A 20,675-nucleotide genomic window follows, 5' to 3' on the forward strand; every position below is an offset into this window, starting at 1 on the left:
TCGGGCACACCAAACCACTCCGGTGCTCACCAGAGCGGTCAAAGGGGATTTCAATGGCGGTGAGCGGCAAGAACAGGGGCCGTGGCATGGCCTGCACGAGGTAGTTTTTCAAGCCGTGAAGCATACGTTCTGCCTGCTGTTTTTGTGCCTAGGGTCGACCGCCTTTTTTGCAAAGGCGATGTAAAGCCACGCGCCGCCCCACCTCCAAGGCAGCCACGCTTCAAGTGCGCTCGCTTATTCGCGCTTGGCGCGCAAGGCGAGGTTGAGCTGGTCAATAACAGCGGCCCAGTCCGCGTCTTTCAAGGCCTCTTCGCGCAGCAAGGCGGACTGGGTAGGCGTCCAGAACGGGGCGTTGGGCAATAACACGTCCGCCGCCAGTGGGGTATGGCTGGCCAGGAACTGCTGAATGTCGACCTCGCCGGCGGGCAGGCCCAACTGCAGAAATAGTTCTGAAAAAGGATGGGTCGGTGAATTCATGAGGGCTCCTTGCGGGTGACAGAGGGTTGATCGTGACCCAAGCGGCCAGATACTGCAAGCAGCTTACGCCCTGTTGGGCTATGCCCATGGCGGCGGCAACAAAGCCCCGGCGATGCGCTAAGTGATTGATCTACAATCACTTTACTTTCAACACAGCCTCTGGACACACACCATGAACCGCTGCCTCCCCCGCTCCCGCCAGTCATTTTTGCCGGCCCTGGCCCTGAGTTTTCTGGGCGCCCTCAGCCTGCTGCCCGCGCTCAGTCAGGCACAAACTGCGCTGCAACCAGGCGAGCGTGAGTTTCCCGCCAAGGCCCAGCGCGGCTCGCTGCAAGTGATTACGCCTCCCAATGTGCTTCTCAACGGCCAAGCCGCGCGCCTGTCCCCTGGCGCGCGCATCAAAGGCACGACCAACACCTTGGTGATGTCGGGTTCGCTGGTGGGCAGCACGGTGCTGGTGAACTATGTGCGCGACGTGCAGGGCTTGATTCACGAGGTCTGGATCTTGACCGAGCAGGAAGCTCGGGCCGAGCGCAAAGGCATGGAATCGGTGACCAACTTCACCTTTGGCTTCGAAGCAGACAAGCCAAAAACGGACGACGGTAAAACCCCGTTCAACCAACTTCCCTCGTTCTCCAAGCCCTGACACCAGAGCGCGGCGCATGGCGCCAAAAAACATGACAAATAGCGGTCTAGCCTCAACAAACAGGGCGCAGGAAGCTATTTATTCCATAGCATTTTTTCGAGCACAAGCATGAGCAAAAAAGTCTTTATCAAAACCTTCGGCTGCCAGATGAACGAGTACGACTCGGACAAGATGAGCGACGTCCTGAAAGCGGCCCAAGGCTACGAGCCCACCACCAACGTTGACGAGGCTGACCTGATCTTGTTCAACACCTGTTCGGTGCGCGAGAAAGCCCAGGAAAAAGTGTTCTCCGACCTGGGCCGCGTCAAGCACCTGAAGAAAAAAGGCGTGCTGATTGGCGTGGGCGGCTGCGTGGCCAGCCAGGAAGGGGCGGCCATCATCGAGCGCGCGCCCTATGTGGACGTGGTGTTTGGCCCGCAAACCCTGCACCGCCTGCCGCAGCTGTTGGCCGAGCGCGAGCGGCTCAACCGCCCGCAGGTGGATATCAGCTTCCCCGAGATCGAAAAATTTGACCACCTGCCGCCCGCCAAGGTGGATGGGGCCTCGGCTTTTGTGAGCATCATGGAAGGCTGCTCCAAGTACTGCAGCTACTGCGTGGTGCCTTACACCCGGGGCGAAGAAGTGTCGCGCCCGTTTGAAGACGTGCTGGTGGAGGTGGCCGGGCTGGCCGACCAGGGCGTGAAAGAAGTCACGCTGCTGGGGCAGAACGTGAACGCCTACCGCGCCCGGATGATTGGTGATGAGTTGGCGCTGAGCGCTGAGATGGCGGACTTTGCCACGCTGTTGGAATATGTGTCTGACATTCCCGGCATTGAGCGCATTCGCTACACCACCAGCCACCCCAACGAGTTCACCCCGTCCCTGATCGCCGCGTACGACAAGCTGCCCAAGCTGGTCAGCCACTTGCACCTGCCCGTGCAGCACGGCTCGGACCGCATTTTGATGGCCATGAAACGCGGTTACACCGCCATGGAATACAAATCCACTGTTCGCAAATTACGCGCGATCCGGCCCGACATGGCCATGAGCAGTGACTTCATCGTGGGCTTTCCCGGCGAGACGGAAGAAGACTTTGGAAAGATGATGAAGCTGATTGACGATGTGGGGTTCGATAACTCCTTCAGTTTCATCTTCAGCCCCCGCCCCGGCACGCCTGCGGCCAACTTGCATGACGACACTCCACACGAGGTAAAGCTGCGCCGCCTGCAGCACCTGCAAGGCGTCATCAACGACAGCATCAAACGCATCAGCGAGAGCCGCTTGGGCACGATGCAGCGCCTGCTGGTCGAAGGTCCGTCCAAACGCGATGGCAGCGAACTGATGGGCCGCACCGAATGCAACCGGGTGGTTAACTTTGCCGGCCAGCCGCGCTTGATTGGGCAGATGGTGGATGTGAACATCACCGAGACACGCACGTTTTCGCTGCGCGGCGAGGTGGTCACTCAAGGGCAGCCTTTGGCGGTCTGAGTCCGTACATGTCAAGTCCCGCCTGTTCATAAACTCGCTTGACAAACAAATCAGGTTTTTCTGCGCGCCATTTCTGCAAAGCTTGAATAGGTGTTTGGTGCTTCAAAGCCCGCTGCGGGATATGGTGGTTGTAGGTCTTTAAATAGAGCGTCAGAGTCGTCTCCAGCTCAGCCGCTGATGAGAAACGTGTTTGCTTAACCAAGTCGCTGATGCGCCCATTGAAGCGCTCCACCATGCCATTGGTTTGCGGATGGCGTGGGGGCGACAGGCGATGCACGATACCCATCTCGGCACAGCTGATGTCGAACGTATGCTTGCCCGTGGCTTGTTTGCTCTTGGCTGTAAAACGGTCGGTAAATTGACTTCCGTTGTCAGTCAGAATCTTTTGAATTCTCATGGGCGAGACTTTTCTCAACCGGCACAAAAAATCGGTACTGCTGACGTCAGTCTGGTCGTTGTAAATGTGGAAATAGACCCACCGTGTCGCTCGATCAATGGCCACAAAGAGGTAGCGCCTCTTCGTCTCATCAGGCATCTGCGGCAGGTACTTGCTGTCAATGTGTATGAATCCAGGCTCGTAGTCCTTGAAGGTTTTCAGTGGCGCAGGCTCCCCCTCAACTTGTGGCAGCAGGCCTTTCAGATCGGAGACGCCATGGCGGCGCAAACAACGGTCCAAGCCTGAGCGTGAAACAGCGGCATTGATGAACTCGCGGGTGATCGCCAGCAGGTCGTCCAGGGGCAGTAGAACTGTGCGCCGAAGCTCGACAACAAGTTGCTCCTGCGCTGGACTGAGCGTCGTCTTCAGCGTACGCGGGCGGTGGGAGCGATCCTCTGAATCTTCGCGCTCTTTCCACTTGCGAGCGGTGGCGGGCGTGATGTTGTATCGGTCGGCCAGCGCACTGGCACCAGCGGGCGAGGTCCTTATCTCAGCGCGTGTGCGAGGGGTGGTTCGGGCGCAGGGATGGACTTGACTCATGACGTCTTCTCTCCTTGTAAGGACGCAATCACGCCCCGCATCAACTGGCGAGCTTTGAATAAGGGCCAGCTGCGGACGGGAACATGATCTCACGGGACGCGACACGTACAAAAGGCCTCAGGCCGGGTTTTGATGCTCGTCGATGAACTCGATGAATTGATCGGGCACCAAGGGCCGGCTGAAAAAGTAGCCCTGAACTTGGTCACAGCCCTGCTCCCGCAGATAGTCAAGCTGGGCCTGGGTCTCAACCCCTTCAGCAATGGCGGACATGCTCAGGTTGTCTGCCATCTTGATGATGGCACCGACGATGGCCTTGTCGTCCGGGTCCACGGTGATGTCGCGCACGAAGGACTGGTCAATCTTGATCTTGCTGATTTTGAACTTCTTGAGGTAGCTCAGCGAGGAGTAGCCTGTGCCAAAGTCATCAATGGACATCCGGATACCGCGACCATGCAAATCGTTCATCACCGCAACGGCTAAGTCGGGCTTGTCCATCGTCACGCCCTCGGTCAACTCCAGCTCCAACAGGTGCGGGGCCAGACCCGTTTCCCGCAAGACCGTACTCACCATCTCAGGCAAATCAGCATGGCGAAACTGCACCGAAGAGAGGTTGACTGACAGGGTGATCGGGGCCATGCCAGCGGCCATCCAGTTCGTCCACTGCTGCGCGGCCGTGCGCAGCACCCACTCTCCAATCGGCAAAATCAGGCCACTGCTTTCGGCGATGGAAATGAACTCGGCCGGGGACACCGAACCCAATTCAGGGTGCGTCCAGCGCAACAGCACCTCGGCACCGCTCACAGTGCGTTTGTTCAGACAGACTTGCGGCTGGTAACACAGGCTCAACTGTTGGCGCTCCAGCGCTTTTCTCAAGCCGTTCTCAATGGCCAGTATCCGCTCGGATTGCGACTGCATTTCAGGGGTGAAGAAACGGTAGCCGTTTCGTCCCTCTTGCTTGGCACGGCACATGGCCGCATCGGCACAGCGAGACAGGTCATCCAGGTCAGCGCCATCCACAGGAAACATCGAAATCCCGATGCTGGGCGAGACCGTCAGCTCATGCTGCGCCAGTTGCAAGGCTTGCATGGAGGACTTCAGCAGCTTCTCGGCCATGTGAGCGGCGCCTTTTGCGTCGGTGTCCGGAAGAATCAGCACAAACTCATCCCCACCCAGGCGAGACACCGTGTCTTGCTCCCGGACCTCGGATTGCAGGCGATCAGCGAAGGCAATCAGCAGTTGGTCGCCCACTAAGTGCCCCAGCGAGTCATTGATGTTTTTGAAATGGTCCAAATCCAGAAACAGCAACGCCAGCGACTGCTGCTTGCGATGCGCTGTCGCCAGGGCCTGTTTGCAGCGGTCAGACAACATGGAGCGATTGGGCAGGCCGGTCAAGGGGTCGAAATGCGCCAGCATGCGGATGCGTTCCTCCGCCAGCTTGTTCTGGGTGATGTTGCGTGACAAGACCACGAATCGCGGCTCGTCATTCGCCCCGCCCGCCTTGCGGGAAATGGACAACTCGAACCAGTGCTCCCCCGAGGCCAGCGGCAGCTTGAACTGCTTGCCGGTCGAACGGGCGTTCACATTGGCCTCTTGCAGTGCAGACATCACGATGGCGGCAGATTCCGGCGGCATCACCTCAGCCGCCGTCTTGCCAAGCAAAACATCAGCCGGCCGCGCCAGATACTCATCAACAGGTGTTTGGCAAGTGAGGTGCCGCCCCTCCAAGTCCATTTCAAACAGGGCGTCAGGAATGGCGGCCATGGTGGCCTCCAGGTGCCGTTGGGCAACCAGAATCTCAGCCGTTCTGTCGCTGACCTCGATCTCCAGCTGTTGATCCCGCATTTGCATTTCAAACAGCAACCAAGCCAGATAGGTCACCAACAGACTGAAAAGCAGCGCCACAGCCACCTGCAACCCCATGTCATGCGTGGCATTCCAGCCTGCCAAGGGGCGACACACTCAGTGTCCATTGCCCGTTAGGCAGTTCCAGGACGGCATTGACAGGGTCGGTCAACATTTGTGCATTGGAGGAATCAATCGACTGGCGCTTGCCCGACTCGGGCACTTTGCGCCACAGCTCGTAGGCGTAGCCACGCGCATTGATCAGCCCCAGGTTGGCGGCCTCCAGCGCTTGGGGAAAACGCAGTGTGACAAACGAAAATCCCCAAAACGTGGAACCGCCCTGGCTGTTGGTCAGAAAAATGGGCAATCGCCCCACCACACCCAACCCGCCTTGCACCAGATCAAGCGGCCCAGCCAACGTCAGCTTGCCAGAATCCCGGGCTTTGGAGGACTCAAACGCCTGCGCTGCATTGCCCAGCTGATTGAAACCAATCAGTTTTTCATTGCCTGCCAATGGAACCACATCTTTGACAATGCCAGCTGGCGATAGCCCCAACGCAGCAATACCGGGGTAAAAGGGCAACATTTCAGTGCCCAAGGCCGCAAAATCCGGCACACTGCCCCGTGCTCGTCGAACCAGGGCCGCCAGCGCGTATGAAGCAGACAAGGAGCGATCGATACCGCGCTGCAGTGCCTGCGCCTGGTCATTGGCCAACTCTGACGCGCGGGCACGATCGTGCCTCAATTGATCCTGCTGGGCATTCCAGATCATCCACCCGCCAGCGCTGCAGGCGAGCAAAAAGACGCCAATCACCAAAGCCCATTGGCGTAAGCGGTTATGGCGGGGGGAGCGACTCATTGAATTCAGTTTATCAATATTCGACAGGTAGGAAACAACGACATCCGCGCCCACCGGGCATCTGTTACACAAACGCCATCAATCTGCCATAGAGGTGTCACGCCACCCCGCCAACATTCAGGGGCTAGCTAAAAAGAAGAGGCAAGACACGGGCCGAGACCACTGGTGACGGCGCCCAAGATCTCAGCCATTCAGAACTTTTTGAACCTCTGAAGGAGAACCCCATGAAAGAATTGCCCAGCCCAACGTTTCCACTGTCCCCCCTGGCCTTGCCCAAGGGATTTTTGGATCGCATTCATACCCGCCATGCGAGGGTGATCTCGGCGCCCGCCCCTCAGCCGGAGCGCGCTGAGCTCACGGTGTCCTGGGCAAAGCACAACGACGAAGTTCGCTTGGCCCAGCATTTGCGCTACAAGGTGTTTGCCGACGAAATGGGTGCGCGCCTGACCACCAAGGTGCCAGGCCACGACATTGACCTGTTTGACAACTATTGCGAGCACTTGCTGGTGCGAGACGCGCACACCCGCGAAGTGGTGGGAACCTACCGGGTGCTCACCCCCGCTCAGGCCAAACGTGTTGGCAGCACCTACAGCGATCTGGAGTTTGACCTGACCCGTTTGCGCAGCATGCGCGAACGCATGGTGGAGCTGGGGCGCAGTTGCGTGCACAAAGACTACCGCCATGGGGGGGGGGGGGGTGATCATGGCCTTGTGGGGAGCCTTGGCCGAGTTCATGGCGCGCAATCAGCTCGACACCATGATTGGTTGTGCCAGCATTCCCATGCTGCACAACGGCATCGTGAGTGGCGATGCCGCAGCCAGCATCTGGCAGCAACTTAAACAAACCCACTTGGCCCCCATCGAGCACCATGTGCGGCCCCGCCTGCCGCTGCCAATTGATCAACTCGACGGCTCGCTCGAGGTCGCACCGCCGGCGCTGATCAAGGGGTATTTGCGCCTGGGTGCCAAAATTTTGGGCGCTCCGGCCTGGGACCCCGACTTCAACTCGGCCGACTTACTGATGATGCTGCGCATCCAGGACTTGCCACCGCGCTATCGCAAGCACTTTCTGGGGGCTTGATGCGAGCGGCCTTTGACGCCACGGGTGCCTGGACCCCTGGCACGCCGCAGGCCCAAGACGACGCGGACGACGAGCCAGGTGCGGTGCGTTACCGGGCCATTTTTATCTCTGACCTGCATCTGGGAACGCCCGGCTGCCAGGCCGAAGCCCTGCTGGACTTACTCAAGTCTTACCCCAGCGATTCGCTCTACCTGGTGGGCGACATCGTGGACGGCTGGCAACTGCACCGCAAATGGTTTTGGCCCCAATCCCACAACGACGTCATTCAGAAACTGCTGCGCCGCGCACGCAAGGGTTGCGCCGTGGTCTATGTGCCGGGCAACCACGACGAGTTTGCCCGTGAGTTTGTTGGCCATCAGTTTGGCGGCATTGACGTGCGGCATGACACCGTGCACACCACCGCCGATGGACGCAGCCTGTGGGTGACCCATGGCGACCACTTTGACGGCGTGATCCAATGCGCCAAGTGGCTGGCGTACCTGGGGGACTACCTGTATGAACTGACCCTGAGGCTGAACCGGCACCTCAACCATTGGCGCGGCCGGCTGGGCTTGCCCTATTGGTCGCTTTCGGCCTATTTGAAGCACAAAGTGAAAAAGGCCGTCTCCTACGTCTCTGACTTTGAGATGGCGGTAGCCGCCGAGGCGAGGCGACGGGGCCAAGACGGCGTGGTGTGCGGCCACATCCACCGCGCAGAGATGCGAGAGATTCAGGGGACGCTTTATTGCAACGATGGCGATTGGGTGGAAAGCCGCACAGCCCTGGTCGAGCACCTCGATGGGCGACTTGAACTGGTACATTGGGCGCCAGCGATTAAGACAGCCCCAGCGGAGCGACCGGCTCTGGTGTCCCGCTGATTAGAAGGGATGGGGCTTTGCCTGTCACGGGACTGTCATTTGAATGGTCAACAATGTGTCACCCCCTTGTCACAAACTAGTGCGAAACGCCATGCTTTCACCTTTTCACCCGCCTGAGACGGCGCAAACGCCACCCGGACTGACCCTGCTGGACCGCGACCACAGCATTTTGGCCTTCAATGAGCGAGTGTTTGACTGCGCTTGCCGCCCCGACGTGCCCTTGCTGGAGCGTCTGCGGTTTTTGTGCATCGTGTCCTCCAATCTGGACGAGTTCTTTGAGGTACGGGCCGAACCCCACCTGAACGCCAGCCAGCGCCAAGCGGATCAGGGCCAATTCACCGTTCAATCCTTCGAGCGACTGGCCAGCGCGGCGCACGCACTGGTGGCGCGCCAGTACGCCCTGTACAACGAGGAGCTGATTCCTGCCTTGGCGCAGCAAGGCATCAAGGTCGTGTCGCATGGTGACCGCACCCCTGAGCAACATCGATGGGTGAGGCAATATTTTGAGCGCGAAGTGCGCCCCTTGCTGATACCCGTCGGGTTGGACCCATCGCACCCGTTTCCCCAGGTAGCCAATAAATCGCTGAACTTCATCGTCCGGTTGGGTGGGCAGGACGCTTTTGGCCGGGAAAACGAAATTGCCATTGTAAAAATTCCTCGCGTGCTGCCGCGCATGATTCGCCTACCCGACAAGCTGGCCGGTGACGGACAGCTGTTTGTCTCTATTTCAAGCGTGATGCGCGCTCACTTGCCCGAGTTGTTTCCGGGGCGGGACGTGGGCCAGTTCTCCCAGTTCCGCGTGACACGGCACTCCGATCTGGCAGTGGACGAAGACGATGTCACCAACCTGCGTACGGCGTTGCGCCAGGGTCTGGAGCAACGCCATTTTGGCCAGGCTGTTCGGCTGGAAGTGGCGGCCGGCTGCTCTGAATTTTTGTCGACGTTTCTGCTTAAGCAGTTTGATTTGCCCGCTCGGGCCTTGTACAGCGTGCCGGGGCCAGTGAATCTGGCGCGGCTGACCCAGTTATTGGACTTGGTGGATGCGCCCGAATTGTGCTTTCCATCTTATTCCCCGTGCTTTCCCACGCAGTTAATCCCTGGCGAGTCGTTCTTTGACCAGCTTAAAAAACGTGATGTACTGATTCATCAGCCATTTGAGAGCTTTGGCGGCGTTTTGGCGTTTTTAAGGGAGGCGGTGCACGACCCCGATGTATTGGCGATCAAACAGACCATTTACCGCACGGGGAGTGACTCTGAGCTAATGGATTTATTGCGCGAGGGCGTGCGGCGCGGCAAGGAAGTCACCGTGGTGGTGGAGCTGAAGGCCCGGTTTGATGAGGAAGCCAACATCAACTGGTCGGAAATGCTGGAATCCATCGGCGCGCAGGTGTTGTATGGCGTGGTCGGGCTCAAGACCCACGCCAAGATGATGTTGGTCACGCGCCGTGAAGGCCGCCACCTCAAGCACTACGGGCACTTGTCCACAGGCAATTACAACCCGAGAACCGCGGCCTTGTACACGGACTGGAGCCACCTGACAGCCGACCGTTTGTTGACTTCGGACATGGAAAAAGTATTTGTGCACCTGGCCAGCCACAGCCGGTTGCCACGACTCAACCGGGTCCTGCTGGCGCCGTTTTACCTGCATCGCAAGCTGATTGCCAAGATCAATGAAACGGCCGCCTGCGCCGCTGCTGGCGGACGCGGCCGCATTGTGGCCAAAATGAACGCCCTGACGGACGAGGCCTTGGTGCACGCCCTGATCAAGGCCGGCCAACAAGGCGTGAAGATTGACCTCATTGTGCGAGGCGCTTGCATGCTGCCCGCTCAAGTGCCGGGCGTGACCCACAACATTCGGGTGCGCTCCGTCATTGGCCGGTTTCTGGAGCACTCGCGGGTGTTCTATTTCGGTCGCGATGAGGAGGAGGAACTCTTTCTGTCCAGCGCCGACTGGATGAATCGCAACATGATGCGCCGGGTTGAGCTGGCCTGGCCAGTGACAGACCCGGTCCAGCGCCAGCGCATCATGGATGAATGCTTGGTGGCCTATTTGCACGACGGTGTGGACGGCTGGGATTTGTTGCCAGACGGCAGCTACGAGCGGGTCAAACCTGGGAATCCGCAAGCCGCCCATGGAGCACAAGCGGCGTTGATGGTTCGTTATGCGGGGCACGTCAACGAGAGGAACGTCTGACATGGACCTGATCTTGTGGCGCCACGCGGAAGCCCAGGAGTGGGTGAATGGGTGCGACGATCTGGCCCGCACCCTCACCGCCCGGGGGGAGAAGCAGGCGACGCGCATGGCCGCCTGGCTGGACCGCCAGATCCCCGAAGGCACCCGAATACTCGCCAGTCCGGCCAGGCGCACGGTTCAAACAGCCGACGCCCTGAGTCGAAAATACAAAATCAGACCCGAACTCGCCCCGGACGCCAACGTGGCCCAGCTTCTGGAACTGGTCCAGTGGCCCGACGCAAAAGGCGTGGTGATGGTGATTGGGCATCAGCCGACGCTGGGGCAAACCATTGCCCAGTTGCTGAACTTGAATGAATCGGCATGTTCGGTGAAAAAAGGCGCGGTCTGGTGGCTGCGCAATCGTCAGCGCCAGCAAACCGTAGTGGTCACGGTGCAATCGCCCGAACTGCTTTGAACCGGCCTTCCACCAGAGGAGGCCAAGCAGCGGTCAAAACACTATTTAATTGATAGCTACTTCCGCAGACAATACAGGCGCCAGAGGCACAAAAATCACTAATTTTTGGTGTAATTAGAACGGCATTTTGGGCATGCCTTTCATGCCACCCATGCGCTTCATCATCTTCATCATGCCGCCGCCCTTCATCTTCTTCATCATGTCCTGCATCTGCTCAAACTCCTTGAGCATGCGGTTCACTTCCTGAACCTGAACGCCGGAGCCCGCGGCAATGCGGCGCTTGCGGGTGGCTTTGATGAGTTCGGGCTTGCGGCGCTCCAGAGGCGTCATGCTGTAGATGATGCCCTCTTTGCGCTTGATGTCTTTCTCGACCTTCCCCATGTCCATCTGGCCGGCTTTGGCCGCCATGGAGGCCGGCAATTTATCCATCAGGCTGGACAGTCCGCCCATTTGTTTCATTTGCTGAATCTGGGCCAGAAAGTCGTTCAAATCAAACGACGCACCGCTCTTGACCTTGGCGGCCAGCTTTTGCGCGGCGGCCATGTCCACCCCGGCGGTGACCTGCTCGACCAGCGCCAGAATGTCGCCCATGCCCAACACGCGCCCGGCATGACGCTCGGCATCAAACACTTCCAGCCCGTCAATCTTCTCGCTGGTGCCGGCAAACTTGATGGGCGCACCGGTGACTTGGCGCACGGACAAGGCCGCGCCGCCACGGGAATCACCATCCGTCTTGGTCAGGATGATGCCGGTTAGCGGCAGCGCTTCCTTGAAGGCCTTGGCGGTGTTGATCGCATCCTGACCCTGCATGGCGTCGACCACGAACAGGGTTTCAATGGGGTTGAGGGCAGCGTGCAGGCTCTTGATTTCCAGCATCAACGCTTCGTCAATGGCCAGGCGGCCAGCGGTATCCACCAGCAGAACATCAAAAAAGTGTTTGCGGGCGTAGTCCAAGGCGGCCAAGCCGATATCCACCGGTTTTTGATCTGGCGCACTGGGGAACCATTCGGCACCCGCCTGCGCCGTCACGGTTTTCAGCTGCTCAATGGCCGCCGGACGGTAGACGTCAGCGGACACGGTCAACACCTTCTTCTTGCGCTTCTCGATCAGGTGTTTGGCCAGCTTGGCCGTGGTGGTGGTCTTGCCGGCGCCCTGCAAGCCGGCCATCAGAATGACCGCCGGCGGCTGAGCCGCCAAGTTGATATCACTCACCCCCTGGCCCATGGTGGCGGCCAGCTCCTTGTTGACGATGCTGACCAGCGCCTGGCCCGGGGTCAAGGAGCCCAGTACCTCTTGCCCCAGCGCCTTTTCTTTCACGCGGGCGATAAAGTCGCGCACCACCGGCAGGGCCACGTCGGCCTCCAGCAGCGCCATGCGGACCTCGCGCAACATCTCGGTGACGTTGGTTTCGGTGATACGGGCCTGGCCACGTATTTCCTTGACGAGGCGGGAGAGTTTGTCGGTAAGGGCGGATGCCATAGGGAGTATTCCGGTGAACGGAACCCAGGTTGGAGCCAACAGGCTGTGGAGACGAGCAAAACGCTAAACTGTAGTCATGATTTTAGCCAGTGCTACCCCACTCAGTCTCGCCTTGGCGTTGGGCGCCGCTGTGACCTATGCGGGATCAGCTCTTTTCGCCTCGCGACTGGGCGACAAAATGACCCGGTCAGCGGTCTGGCTGGCTTGGCTTTTGCATGGCACTTTGCTGGCCTGGAGCCTTCTGGGGCACGAGCCACGCTTTGGCTTTGCCCCTGCGCTGTCTGTCACGGCTTGGCTGATCGCAGCCGTCTACGCGGTGGAGAGTCACATTTACCCGGCACTGAAAACCCGCTGGACCTTGTCCTTTTTAGGCGCAGCAGCGGTGCTGTTGGCGCTGGTCTTTCCGGGCAATCGGCTTCACGCCAACGCATCACCTTGGCTCCCCCTGCATTGGGCACTGGGGATTGCGTCTTATGGCCTGTTTGGGGTGGCAGTGGTACATGCCTGGTTCATGAACCGCGCTGAGAACCAGATTCGCCACGCCACTGAGTCGCATAGCGGCATGCCACTGCTAACCATGGAGCGGCTGACGTTCCGATTTGTGGGCGCGGGCTTCGCCCTCCTGACCGCCACCCTGCTGGTGGGCATTCTTTTTGGGAAATCCTTGTATGGGCCGGCGGCAGCGGTTCACTGGGACCATAAAACAGCGTTTTCCATTCTGTCGTGGCTGTGTTTCGCCCTGCTGCTGATTGGGCGCGCCCGCTTTGGTTGGCGTGGCAAGCGCGCGATGCGCATTCTTTATGTGGGTTCTGGTTTACTGCTGTTAGCCTACGTGGGATCACGCTTTGTGATGGAAATCATCCTGGGGGTGTCGACATGAAGTTTGCGTTGTTGGTGTTGCTGGTCTTGATCGGCGTTCTGTTGTGGCGCAATCGCCAGCCGGCAAACCCATCAGCCCCGGATGACCCTGAAACGGAGAGCAATGAGCCTTCCAACATGGTCCGTTGTACCTTGTGCTCAGTGCATGTGCCCGCAGACGACGCCATTCAGGGAAAAAACGGCTCCTATTGCAGCGTGGATCATCGCCAAATCGCGGAGCCGTGAGTGAAGCAGCCCCCGGACGCTGCACCCTCCTGGTTTGGGCCCAACCTGTTTGAGCCCGGCATAGAACAAGCCGATCGACCGGACGAGTTCAACCGCATCTGGCACGGGTTCATGACTGCCCGTGTAACCTTGGGCTTGGTTTTGGTTCTTTTGCAAAGCGTGTTCTTTGCTTTGTCTTCGACCAAGGACTTGGGGCCGCTGCTAATTTGCGCCACCTACTTTATTGCCGCGCTGGTGGTTCGCCTGATGGTTCGACCACGGCCGATGGGCAAAACGTTCGATGCCCAGTGGTTTGGCACCGTCGGCGTGGACGTGGTGGCGTTTGCCTTGTTGCAGATGTCGCAAGACACCAGCATCAATTACGCACCGTTGTTTGCCCTGCCGGTCCTGATGACCTCCATTCTCGGCTCGATGTTGCTGGCCATGGGGGCCGCTGCCTCGGTCACCTTGTTTTTGTTTCTGTACGCCGGGTGGGTTGTGCTCCATGGCGCGGGGGACGCTGCCCCACACTTTTTGCAGGCTGCCCTCACTGGGGCGGGCTGCTTTGCCCTGTCGTTTTTAGCCAACCAGTTCGCCACACGAATGGCGCACGTCGAGCTTCGGGCTGAACGCAACCAACTGGCAGCCGACGTACAACGGCAAGTCAATGAACTGGTGGTCGAATCCCTCAGCGACGGCATCATGGTGATCGACCGGACTGGCACCGTGCGCTCCGCCAACCCGGCGGCTCGACGTTTGCTGGGTCCGGAGCGCTTTCTGGATGCCGAGTTCTTCAACCTCCGGTCCAAGCCAGGCTGGCAAAGTCTGGTGGCTCTGATGAAACTGAGCTTTGACAAGCTCACTTCGCAACAGGCTGAAGTTATTCTCCGCCACAGCGGACAAGGTCCCCGGCGGTTGCGCGCACAGACCCAAATGACGTCTATCAACAATGCAAACGACGCCCTCTGCGTGTTGTTTTTGCAAGACCAGCGTGAAATGGAAGCCCGGGTGCGAACAGAAAAGCTGGCCAGCATGGGGCGCATGTCTGCCGCCGTGGCCCATGAAATACGAAACCCTTTGGCTGCAATTGCGCAGGCCAACGCTTTGTTGGACGAGGACCTGACCGAACCGGGCCACAAACAGTTGTCTCAAATGGTGCAACAAAATGCCCGCCGACTGGAGCGAATTGTTGATGAAGTCCTGGACATTGCGCGCACTCACCACGAAGAGCAGGGTGTGGCTGATGCCATCCGCCTGAATGAACTGGTGATGCAAACTTGCCGGGACTGGCAAGCGCAGACGGGGAGCAAGAATCTGCTGTGCCTGTCACAGGCCGAAGGGGCCACCGAGGTAAGGTTTGAACCTGAGCACCTGCGCCGGGTTCTGATCAACCTGCTGGACAACGCGAGGCGCTATGCCAGCCAGAACCCGAACGCCATTCAGGTGTCAGTCGGTCAGAACCCGGGCGGGCGGGCCTTTGTCAGTGTCTGGAGCGACGGGCAACCCATGGACAAATCAGTGGAACGCCACCTTTTCGAACCCTTTTTCTCGTCTGAAAGCCGCTCAAGCGGACTGGGACTGTACATCTGCCGGGAATTGTGTGAGCGGCACGGCGCGACTATCATTCACCAGCGCAACACCGGCCATGGCAACGACAGTCCGGTGGACGGCAATGAGTTTCTGGTCTCATTTCACGGTTTTGTGACCCGAGAGGGTGGCCCCGCGCTATCGCAGAAGGACTCCCCTCAACCATGACCTCAACGCACCTGCCGACCACGACTCGAATACTGGTGGTTGACGATGAACCTGACCTGAGGACTCTTTATGAGCTCACCCTGCTGCGTGCCGGGTATCAGGTGGAAACCGCCGAAAATGTGATGGATGCTCAGCAGCAACTCGCAGCCCACCGCTTTGACGTCCTCATTACCGACATGCGCCTGCCCGACGGATTGGGTTTGACCTTAATTCAGCAACTCAAGGCCGAAAAACGCAAAGAACGCTGTATCGTCATCACCGCCTACGGATCCGCTGAGAATGCAGTTGAGTCCCTGAAAGCTGGCGCGTTTGACTACCTGACCAAGCCGGTCGATTTGAAACAATTCCGAAGCGTGGTGGCATCGGCCGTTCGTGACACGAGCACTCCTGCACCCGCTGGCAGCCAGCCCCCTGATGCCGCTGGACGCCCGGGCAGCCCAGACACGCCGATTTTGGGCGGCAAGCAGGCGATTGATCGACTGGTGGGCAACTCCAGCGGACTCCGCCTGGTCAAGGAGCGCGTGGTCAAAGTGGCGCGAAGCATGGCGCCGGTGTTGGTGAACGGTGAGTCTGGAACCGGCAAGGAACTGGTTGCTCAGGCCCTTCACGCCAACAGCCACCGAGCCGAGGGACCTTGGGTGGCCGTCAATTGCAGTGCCATTCCGGAGGCCTTGTTGGAGGCCGAGTTTTTTGGCTCCAAAAAGGGCTCATTCACCGGCTCAACGCAGGATCGGGACGGATTTTTTCAGGCCGCTGCCGGGGGCACCTTGTTTCTGGATGAAATTGGGGATCTCCCTCTGGCCATGCAGTCCAAGCTGCTGCGAGCCATCCAGGAGCGGCGTGTACGCCCCCTTGGCGCGACGCAGGAGTTGGCCGTTGATGTGCGCATCGTCAGCGCCACCCACAAAAACCTCGCAGAGGAGGTGAAAGCAGGTCGCTTTCGCCAAGACCTCTACTACCGCCTCAATGTGATTGAAATCGCCATCCCACCGCTGCGCGATCGACGTGAGGACCTGCCTGCCCTTTGCAACGCGCTGCTCGACCGCATTGCCCATGATTCCGGCATGCCCACTCCGGTTTTGCCCGCATCAGTATTGAGTCAGCTAGCCCAAGATCCATTGCACGGCAACGTTCGGGAACTGGAGAACCTGCTGCACCGCGCCGTCGCCCTTTGCGATGAAGACGAGCTGCAGATTGAAACCTCCACTCCAAGCCCCTTGGCTCACGAGCCGGCGTTCGCCCACAGTGGTGGGGGCACTTTGGACAGCGAACCCAACGCCATTCCCAGCGACCTTCAGGGCCACCTGGACAACCAGGAGCGGGAGATTCTGATTCAAGCGCTGCAAGAGACCGGATTCAATCGTACTGCGGCTGCCGCCAGGCTTGGCATCAGCCTGCGACAAATGCGCTACCGCATTGCGCGGCTCAATATTGATGCCCCCCAAGGCGGAGAGAACTCAGATGACCCGTTCTGACCCCGTCGTGCACGATGCACTTTGGCGAGGGGGTTGGTACCGGTTTGCCGCCCATCTAGCCTCACCCAACTTTGGCGTGCGTCCCCGGGACGCCCGCGTTGATTTACTGGTCATTCACTCCATTAGCCTACCGCCGGGCCAATTCGGTGGTGACAAAGTTGAGCAACTTTTCACCAACCAGCTTGATTGGGACGCACACCACTACTTCAAAACCATCGAAGGCATGCAGGTGTCTTCGCACTTCTACATTCGACGCAATGGCGACCTGTCGCAATTCGTCAGTTGCGATGATCGCGCCTGGCATGCAGGCGCCTCCCGCTACCGTGGCCGCTCCAATTGCAACGACGACTCCATCGGCATCGAGATGGAGGGGCTTGAAGGAGACCTGTTTGAGCCCGAACAATACGAAACGCTGACCAGCCTATGCGCCGCGCTGATGGCGAACTACCCCATTGCACACATCGCGGGGCATGAACACATTGCACCGGGTCGCAAGGCCGATCCCGGTGCCGGGTTTGATTGGCCAAGCCTGCAGCACTCTCTGGGATTGAGCAGTCGATATTTGCCTCGCACCCCAATACCCGACTAATTTAGTCAACATAACGGATTCACCCTATGGCGGTCGAGATCAACACGCCAGGCGGACTTTCGTAAATGAGACAGTTTTAAAAATAAACCGTGAATCAATTGACACGCCGGAAACGCCCGCCATCACTGGTTTGAGCGCTACGGTTGTAGATTTTCCGGCCTCGATTCCTCCGTATTTCGCCCTGTCGTCAGTTTGACTGGGTCAATCCCCGGGTAAAATTTGGCCCCCAGAACACACGTTGGCGGCACAAAGACCCTGCCTTCGACATACACTACCTGTAGTGGCTTGCAGTAGCCAGACACCCCATATATAGTGCGTCCTGCCTTTCCACCGAGCCCAGCCATCTTATGGCCCCAGGCTTGTGCTCAGCGCCATTGACACTCTATTTCACGCAGCATAGACGAGGAGCCCCATGCAAACTGCTTTAAACACGCCTTCAGAGCGCCAGTCCAGTCCGTCCACATCCGCTTTAGGGGATGACTCGATTCAAACCACCGCCAATGGCGTGAGCCAGTATCAAGTCATTCGCCGCAATGGCGCCGTCGTGCCATTCGAACCGGCCAAGATCGCGGTCGCCATGATGAAGGCCTTTCTGGCTGTCACCGGCACCCACGGAGCCGCATCGGCCAGCGTCCGCGAAACAGTAGATGGATTGACGCAAGGCGTGATTCGCGCCCTGATGCGCTCGCGCCCGGGCGGCGGGACCTTTCACATTGAAGATGTTCAAGATCAGGTCGAATTGGGACTGATGCGTGACGGTCACCACGAGGTGGCCCGAGCCTATGTCTTGTATCGGGAAAAACATGCACAAGAGCGCGCTCAACAGATCACGCAGTCGACACCCAAAGCGCCGCAGTTGCACGCGCTGGACAACGGTCAGCGCATTGTGCTTGACCTTGACCGCCTCAAGGGGCTGATTGAGGCTGCCTGCGCCGGTCTGGGCGCTGACGTCAAACCCGAACCGATCATGGCTGAGACCATGCGAAATCTGTATGACGGCGTCCCCATGGACGAGGTCTACAAAGCATCGGTGCTTGCTGCACGCACTTTGATCGAAAAAGACCCTGATTACACCTACGCCACCGCCCGACTGCTGTTCCACACAATGGCCAGAGAAGCATTGGGCAAAGACGTGGTGCAGGCTGACATGGCACAGGCCTACGTCGAGTACTTCCCTCAGTTCATCCAAAAGGGTGTGGACAATGAACTGCTCGACGCCAAGCTGCTCGAGTTTGACTTGGTTCGCCTGGGTGCAGCCCTCAAGGCCGACCGCGACCTGAACTTTGACTACCTTGGCATCCAGACCCTGTACGACCGTTATTTCCTGCACATTGGGAAAACACGGATTGAACTGCCACAGGCTTTCTTCATGCGGGTGGCCATGGGCTTGTCGCTCAACGAATCCGACCGCGAGGCGCGGGCCATCGAGTTTTACGAAATCCTGTCGTCATTTGACTTCATGTCCAGCACGCCAACGCTGTTCAACAGCGGCACCTTGCGCTCACAATTGTCGAGCTGCTATCTGACCACTGTGCCAGACGATCTGGATGGAATCTATGAATCCATCAAGGAAAACGCACTGCTGTCCAAGTTCGCAGGTGGTTTGGGCAACGATTGGACACGCGTGCGCGCACTGGGCTCTCACATCAAGGGCACGAACGGCGAATCCCAGGGCGTGGTTCCGTTTCTGAAGGTCGTCAACGACACTGCAGTCGCCGTCAACCAAGGCGGCAAGCGCAAGGGTGCCGTATGCACCTACCTGGAAACCTGGCACTTGGACATCGAAGAGTTTCTGGAGCTTCGCAAAAACACGGGCGATGATCGCCGCCGTACCCATGACATGAATACCGCGAACTGGATTCCGGATCTGTTCATGCGTCGGGTCATGGAAAAAGGCCAGTGGACCCTGTTCTCGCCGAACAACGTGCCTGATTTGCATGACAAATTTGGCGCCGAATTCGAGACAGCCTATGTGGCCTATGAGGCGCAGGCTGCACGCGGCGAACTCAAGCCAGCCCGTGCGCTGCCCGCCGCCGATCTGTGGCGAAAAATGCTCACCATGCTGTTTGAAACCGGTCATCCCTGGATCACGTTCAAGGACGCCTGCAATGTGCGTTCGCCCCAACAACACGCGGGTGTCGTTCACTCAAGCAACTTGTGCACCGAGATCACGCTCAACACCAGCGACACAGAAACCGCCGTGTGCAACCTGGGTTCGGTCAATCTGTTGCAACACTTGAAGAATGGGGCGGTGGATCACGTCAAGCTGCAAAAGACCATCACCACAGCGATGCGCATGCTGGACAACGTGATTGACATCAATTACTACGCCGTCAAGAAAGCCCGCGACTCCAACCTGCGTCACCGCCCTGTGGGCTTGGGTGTGATGGCGTTCCAGGACAGCCTGTATGAGCTGCGTATCCCCTACGCCAGTGACGCAGCAGTCGCGTTTGCCGACACCTCCATGGAGGCCATTTGCTACTACGCTTACTGGGCATCGACAGAGCTGGCGAAAGAGCGCGGCCAGTACTCCAGCTACAAAGGCTCGCTGTGGGACAAAGGCATCTTGCCCATCGACACGTTAGACATGTTGGCTCGCGAGCGCGGCGGCTATGTCGAGGTCGACCGCTCGTCGACCATGGATTGGGATTCGCTGCGCAAGAAAATTGCAACCGACGGCATGCGCAACTCTAATTGTACGGCCATTGCACCGACAGCAACCATTTCAAACATCATCGGAGTCGACGCCTCAATTGAGCCTTGTTTTGGCAATCTGTCCGTCAAGTCCAACCTGTCTGGCGAGTTCACCATTATCAACAACTACCTGGTTCAAGACCTCAAACGTCTGGGACTTTGGGACGATGTCATGGTCATGGACCTGAAGCACTTCGATGGTTCTCTCAAACCAATCGATCGTGTTCCCGCAGATATCAAGCTGCTCTACGCCACCGCGTTTGAAGTGGAAACCCGCTGGTTGGTCGAGGCCGCATCCCGCCGCCAAAAATGGATTGACCAAGCACAGTCACTCAACATCTACATGGCGGGCGCGTCAGGCAAGAAGCTGGACGACACGTACAAGCTGGCCTGGATTCGTGGCTTGAAAACCACCTACTATTTGCGCACCATGTCTGCCACCCACGTGGAGAAGTCAACGGTGACTGCGGGTCGCATGAATGCTGTTTCATCGGGGAGCGAGTCATCACCTTCCAGCCAGTCTGGCATGAGCGCCCTTGACGCCGCAGCCGCCGCCGCCCGTGAACAAATGGCATCGGGACCGGCAACAGACGTGAAGTTCTGCGGGGTCGACGACCCCACCTGTGAATCCTGCCAATAAGGCCATGAACATCGCCTCGCATCGAGTCGATGTTCATTCACCACACTCACACCCCTCAATGGAGGAGCGAAGTCGATGAACCCTTTTCAATTCACCTCGCTACTCTCA

Annotated in this window: 16 protein-coding genes and 1 pseudogene; 12 read left to right on the forward strand and 5 right to left on the reverse strand. The window is 58.7% G+C overall.

The features are described 5' to 3' along the window. Nucleotides 1-234: 234 nt before the first annotated feature. Entirely contained in the window at nt 235-477 is a 243-nt protein-coding gene (locus J8G15_RS11145; protein WP_210542012.1) for a DUF2789 domain-containing protein, read from the reverse strand. A gap of 172 nt (nt 478-649) precedes the next feature. Here J8G15_RS11145 and J8G15_RS11150 point away from each other — a divergent pair, with 172 nt between their 5' ends. Further along, entirely contained in the window at nt 650-1,123 is a 474-nt protein-coding gene (locus J8G15_RS11150; RefSeq protein WP_240538247.1) for a hypothetical protein, read from the forward strand. A gap of 108 nt (nt 1,124-1,231) precedes the next feature. Further along, the gene (miaB, locus tag J8G15_RS11155; protein WP_210542014.1) at nt 1,232-2,590 is read left to right on the forward strand and encodes a tRNA (N6-isopentenyl adenosine(37)-C2)-methylthiotransferase MiaB; all 1,359 of its coding nucleotides are present in this window, start codon (nt 1,232-1,234) and stop codon (nt 2,588-2,590) included. On the opposite strand, the gene J8G15_RS11160 is transcribed toward miaB, so the two are convergent. The 3 genes from J8G15_RS11160 to J8G15_RS22120 all read right to left on the reverse strand — a co-directional run bounded on the left by J8G15_RS11160 (nt 2,562) and on the right by J8G15_RS22120 (nt 6,267). Then, entirely contained in the window at nt 2,562-3,566 is a 1,005-nt protein-coding gene (locus tag J8G15_RS11160; protein WP_210542015.1) for an IS481 family transposase, read from the reverse strand. The two genes, miaB and J8G15_RS11160, sit on opposite strands and share 29 nt — an antisense overlap. A 117-nt stretch (nt 3,567-3,683) precedes the next feature. Further along, entirely contained in the window at nt 3,684-5,525 is a 1,842-nt protein-coding gene (locus tag J8G15_RS11165; protein WP_370627414.1) for a putative bifunctional diguanylate cyclase/phosphodiesterase, read from the reverse strand. Next, nucleotides 5,488-6,267: a CHASE domain-containing protein gene (locus J8G15_RS22120; RefSeq protein WP_370627415.1), complete on the reverse strand. Its 780-nt coding sequence runs from the start codon at nt 6,265-6,267 to the stop codon at nt 5,488-5,490. Before J8G15_RS22120 ends, J8G15_RS11165 begins: the two co-directional genes overlap by 38 nt. A 224-nt stretch (nt 6,268-6,491) precedes the next feature. Between J8G15_RS22120 and J8G15_RS11170 the strand changes: the two are divergent. The 4 genes and pseudogenes from J8G15_RS11170 (at nt 6,492) to sixA (ending at nt 10,852) form a co-directional block, all read left to right on the forward strand. Next, a pseudogene (locus tag J8G15_RS11170) lies at nt 6,492-7,347 on the forward strand (GNAT family N-acetyltransferase). Then, nucleotides 7,347-8,204, forward strand: a complete 858-nt coding sequence (locus J8G15_RS11175; RefSeq protein WP_210542017.1) for a UDP-2,3-diacylglucosamine diphosphatase — start codon at nt 7,347-7,349, stop codon at nt 8,202-8,204. The pseudogene J8G15_RS11170 and the gene J8G15_RS11175 overlap by 1 nt, the downstream one beginning before the upstream one ends. A 91-nt stretch (nt 8,205-8,295) precedes the next feature. After that, nucleotides 8,296-10,398 (forward strand): polyphosphate kinase 1, encoded by a 2,103-nt coding sequence (gene ppk1 / locus J8G15_RS11180; RefSeq protein WP_210542019.1) that lies wholly within the window; start codon nt 8,296-8,298, stop codon nt 10,396-10,398. 1 nt (nt 10,399) lies between these two features. Then, nucleotides 10,400-10,852 (forward strand): phosphohistidine phosphatase SixA, encoded by a 453-nt coding sequence (gene sixA / locus J8G15_RS11185; RefSeq protein WP_210542021.1) that lies wholly within the window; start codon nt 10,400-10,402, stop codon nt 10,850-10,852. 114 nt (nt 10,853-10,966) lie between these two features. On the opposite strand, the gene ffh is transcribed toward sixA, so the two are convergent. After that, nucleotides 10,967-12,331 carry a signal recognition particle protein gene (ffh, locus tag J8G15_RS11190; RefSeq protein ID WP_210542022.1) on the reverse strand — a complete coding sequence of 455 codons (1,365 nt, stop codon included), beginning with the start codon at nt 12,329-12,331 and terminating at the stop codon, nt 10,967-10,969. Nucleotides 12,332-12,407: 76 nt separating this feature from the next. Between ffh and J8G15_RS11195 the strand changes: the two genes are divergently transcribed. The 6 genes from J8G15_RS11195 to J8G15_RS11220 all read left to right on the forward strand — a co-directional run bounded on the left by J8G15_RS11195 (nt 12,408) and on the right by J8G15_RS11220 (nt 20,567). After that, nucleotides 12,408-13,211 (forward strand): inner membrane protein YpjD, encoded by an 804-nt coding sequence (locus J8G15_RS11195; protein WP_210542023.1) that lies wholly within the window; start codon nt 12,408-12,410, stop codon nt 13,209-13,211. Next, nucleotides 13,208-13,435: a PP0621 family protein gene (locus J8G15_RS11200; protein WP_210542024.1), complete on the forward strand. Its 228-nt coding sequence runs from the start codon at nt 13,208-13,210 to the stop codon at nt 13,433-13,435. Before J8G15_RS11195 ends, J8G15_RS11200 begins: the two co-directional genes overlap by 4 nt. Continuing rightward, complete coding sequence (locus J8G15_RS11205; protein WP_240538249.1) at nt 13,436-15,169, forward strand: PAS domain-containing sensor histidine kinase; 1,734 nt, start codon at nt 13,436-13,438, stop codon at nt 15,167-15,169. After that, the gene (locus J8G15_RS11210) at nt 15,166-16,644 is read left to right on the forward strand and encodes a sigma-54 dependent transcriptional regulator (RefSeq protein WP_210542025.1); all 1,479 of its coding nucleotides are present in this window, start codon (nt 15,166-15,168) and stop codon (nt 16,642-16,644) included. Before J8G15_RS11205 ends, J8G15_RS11210 begins: the two co-directional genes overlap by 4 nt. Beyond that, nucleotides 16,631-17,233, forward strand: coding sequence for a 1,6-anhydro-N-acetylmuramyl-L-alanine amidase AmpD (ampD, locus tag J8G15_RS11215; RefSeq protein WP_210542026.1), 603 nt, complete (start codon nt 16,631-16,633; stop codon nt 17,231-17,233). The genes J8G15_RS11210 and ampD overlap by 14 nt, the downstream gene beginning before the upstream one ends. A gap of 412 nt (nt 17,234-17,645) precedes the next feature. Then, nucleotides 17,646-20,567 carry a ribonucleoside-diphosphate reductase subunit alpha gene (locus tag J8G15_RS11220; RefSeq protein ID WP_210542027.1) on the forward strand — a complete coding sequence of 974 codons (2,922 nt, stop codon included), beginning with the start codon at nt 17,646-17,648 and terminating at the stop codon, nt 20,565-20,567. Nucleotides 20,568-20,675: the final 108 nt, after the last annotated feature.

This window comes from Rhodoferax sp. PAMC 29310 (assembly GCF_017948265.1).
Classification (GTDB): Bacteria; Pseudomonadota; Gammaproteobacteria; order Burkholderiales; family Burkholderiaceae_C; genus Rhodoferax.

What these genes read in the sequence shown, in the direction of transcription:
- ampD (WP_210542026.1), top strand. Translation starts at nt 16,631, where the DNA reads ATGACCCGTTCTGACCCCGTCGTGCACGATGCACTTTGGCGAGGGGGT.
- J8G15_RS11175 (WP_210542017.1), top strand. Translation starts at nt 7,347, where the DNA reads ATGCGAGCGGCCTTTGACGCCACGGGTGCCTGGACCCCTGGCACGCCG.
- J8G15_RS11210 (WP_210542025.1), top strand. Translation starts at nt 15,166, where the DNA reads ATGACCTCAACGCACCTGCCGACCACGACTCGAATACTGGTGGTTGAC.
- J8G15_RS11220 (WP_210542027.1), top strand. Translation starts at nt 17,646, where the DNA reads ATGCAAACTGCTTTAAACACGCCTTCAGAGCGCCAGTCCAGTCCGTCC.
- J8G15_RS22120 (WP_370627415.1), bottom strand. Translation starts at nt 6,267, where the DNA reads ATGAGTCGCTCCCCCCGCCATAACCGCTTACGCCAATGGGCTTTGGTG.
- J8G15_RS11150 (WP_240538247.1), top strand. Translation starts at nt 650, where the DNA reads ATGAACCGCTGCCTCCCCCGCTCCCGCCAGTCATTTTTGCCGGCCCTG.
- J8G15_RS11195 (WP_210542023.1), top strand. Translation starts at nt 12,408, where the DNA reads ATGATTTTAGCCAGTGCTACCCCACTCAGTCTCGCCTTGGCGTTGGGC.
- J8G15_RS11145 (WP_210542012.1), bottom strand. Translation starts at nt 477, where the DNA reads ATGAATTCACCGACCCATCCTTTTTCAGAACTATTTCTGCAGTTGGGC.
- ffh (WP_210542022.1), bottom strand. Translation starts at nt 12,331, where the DNA reads ATGGCATCCGCCCTTACCGACAAACTCTCCCGCCTCGTCAAGGAAATA.
- J8G15_RS11200 (WP_210542024.1), top strand. Translation starts at nt 13,208, where the DNA reads ATGAAGTTTGCGTTGTTGGTGTTGCTGGTCTTGATCGGCGTTCTGTTG.
- sixA (WP_210542021.1), top strand. Translation starts at nt 10,400, where the DNA reads ATGGACCTGATCTTGTGGCGCCACGCGGAAGCCCAGGAGTGGGTGAAT.
- miaB (WP_210542014.1), top strand. Translation starts at nt 1,232, where the DNA reads ATGAGCAAAAAAGTCTTTATCAAAACCTTCGGCTGCCAGATGAACGAG.
- ppk1 (WP_210542019.1), top strand. Translation starts at nt 8,296, where the DNA reads ATGCTTTCACCTTTTCACCCGCCTGAGACGGCGCAAACGCCACCCGGA.
- J8G15_RS11160 (WP_210542015.1), bottom strand. Translation starts at nt 3,566, where the DNA reads ATGAGTCAAGTCCATCCCTGCGCCCGAACCACCCCTCGCACACGCGCT.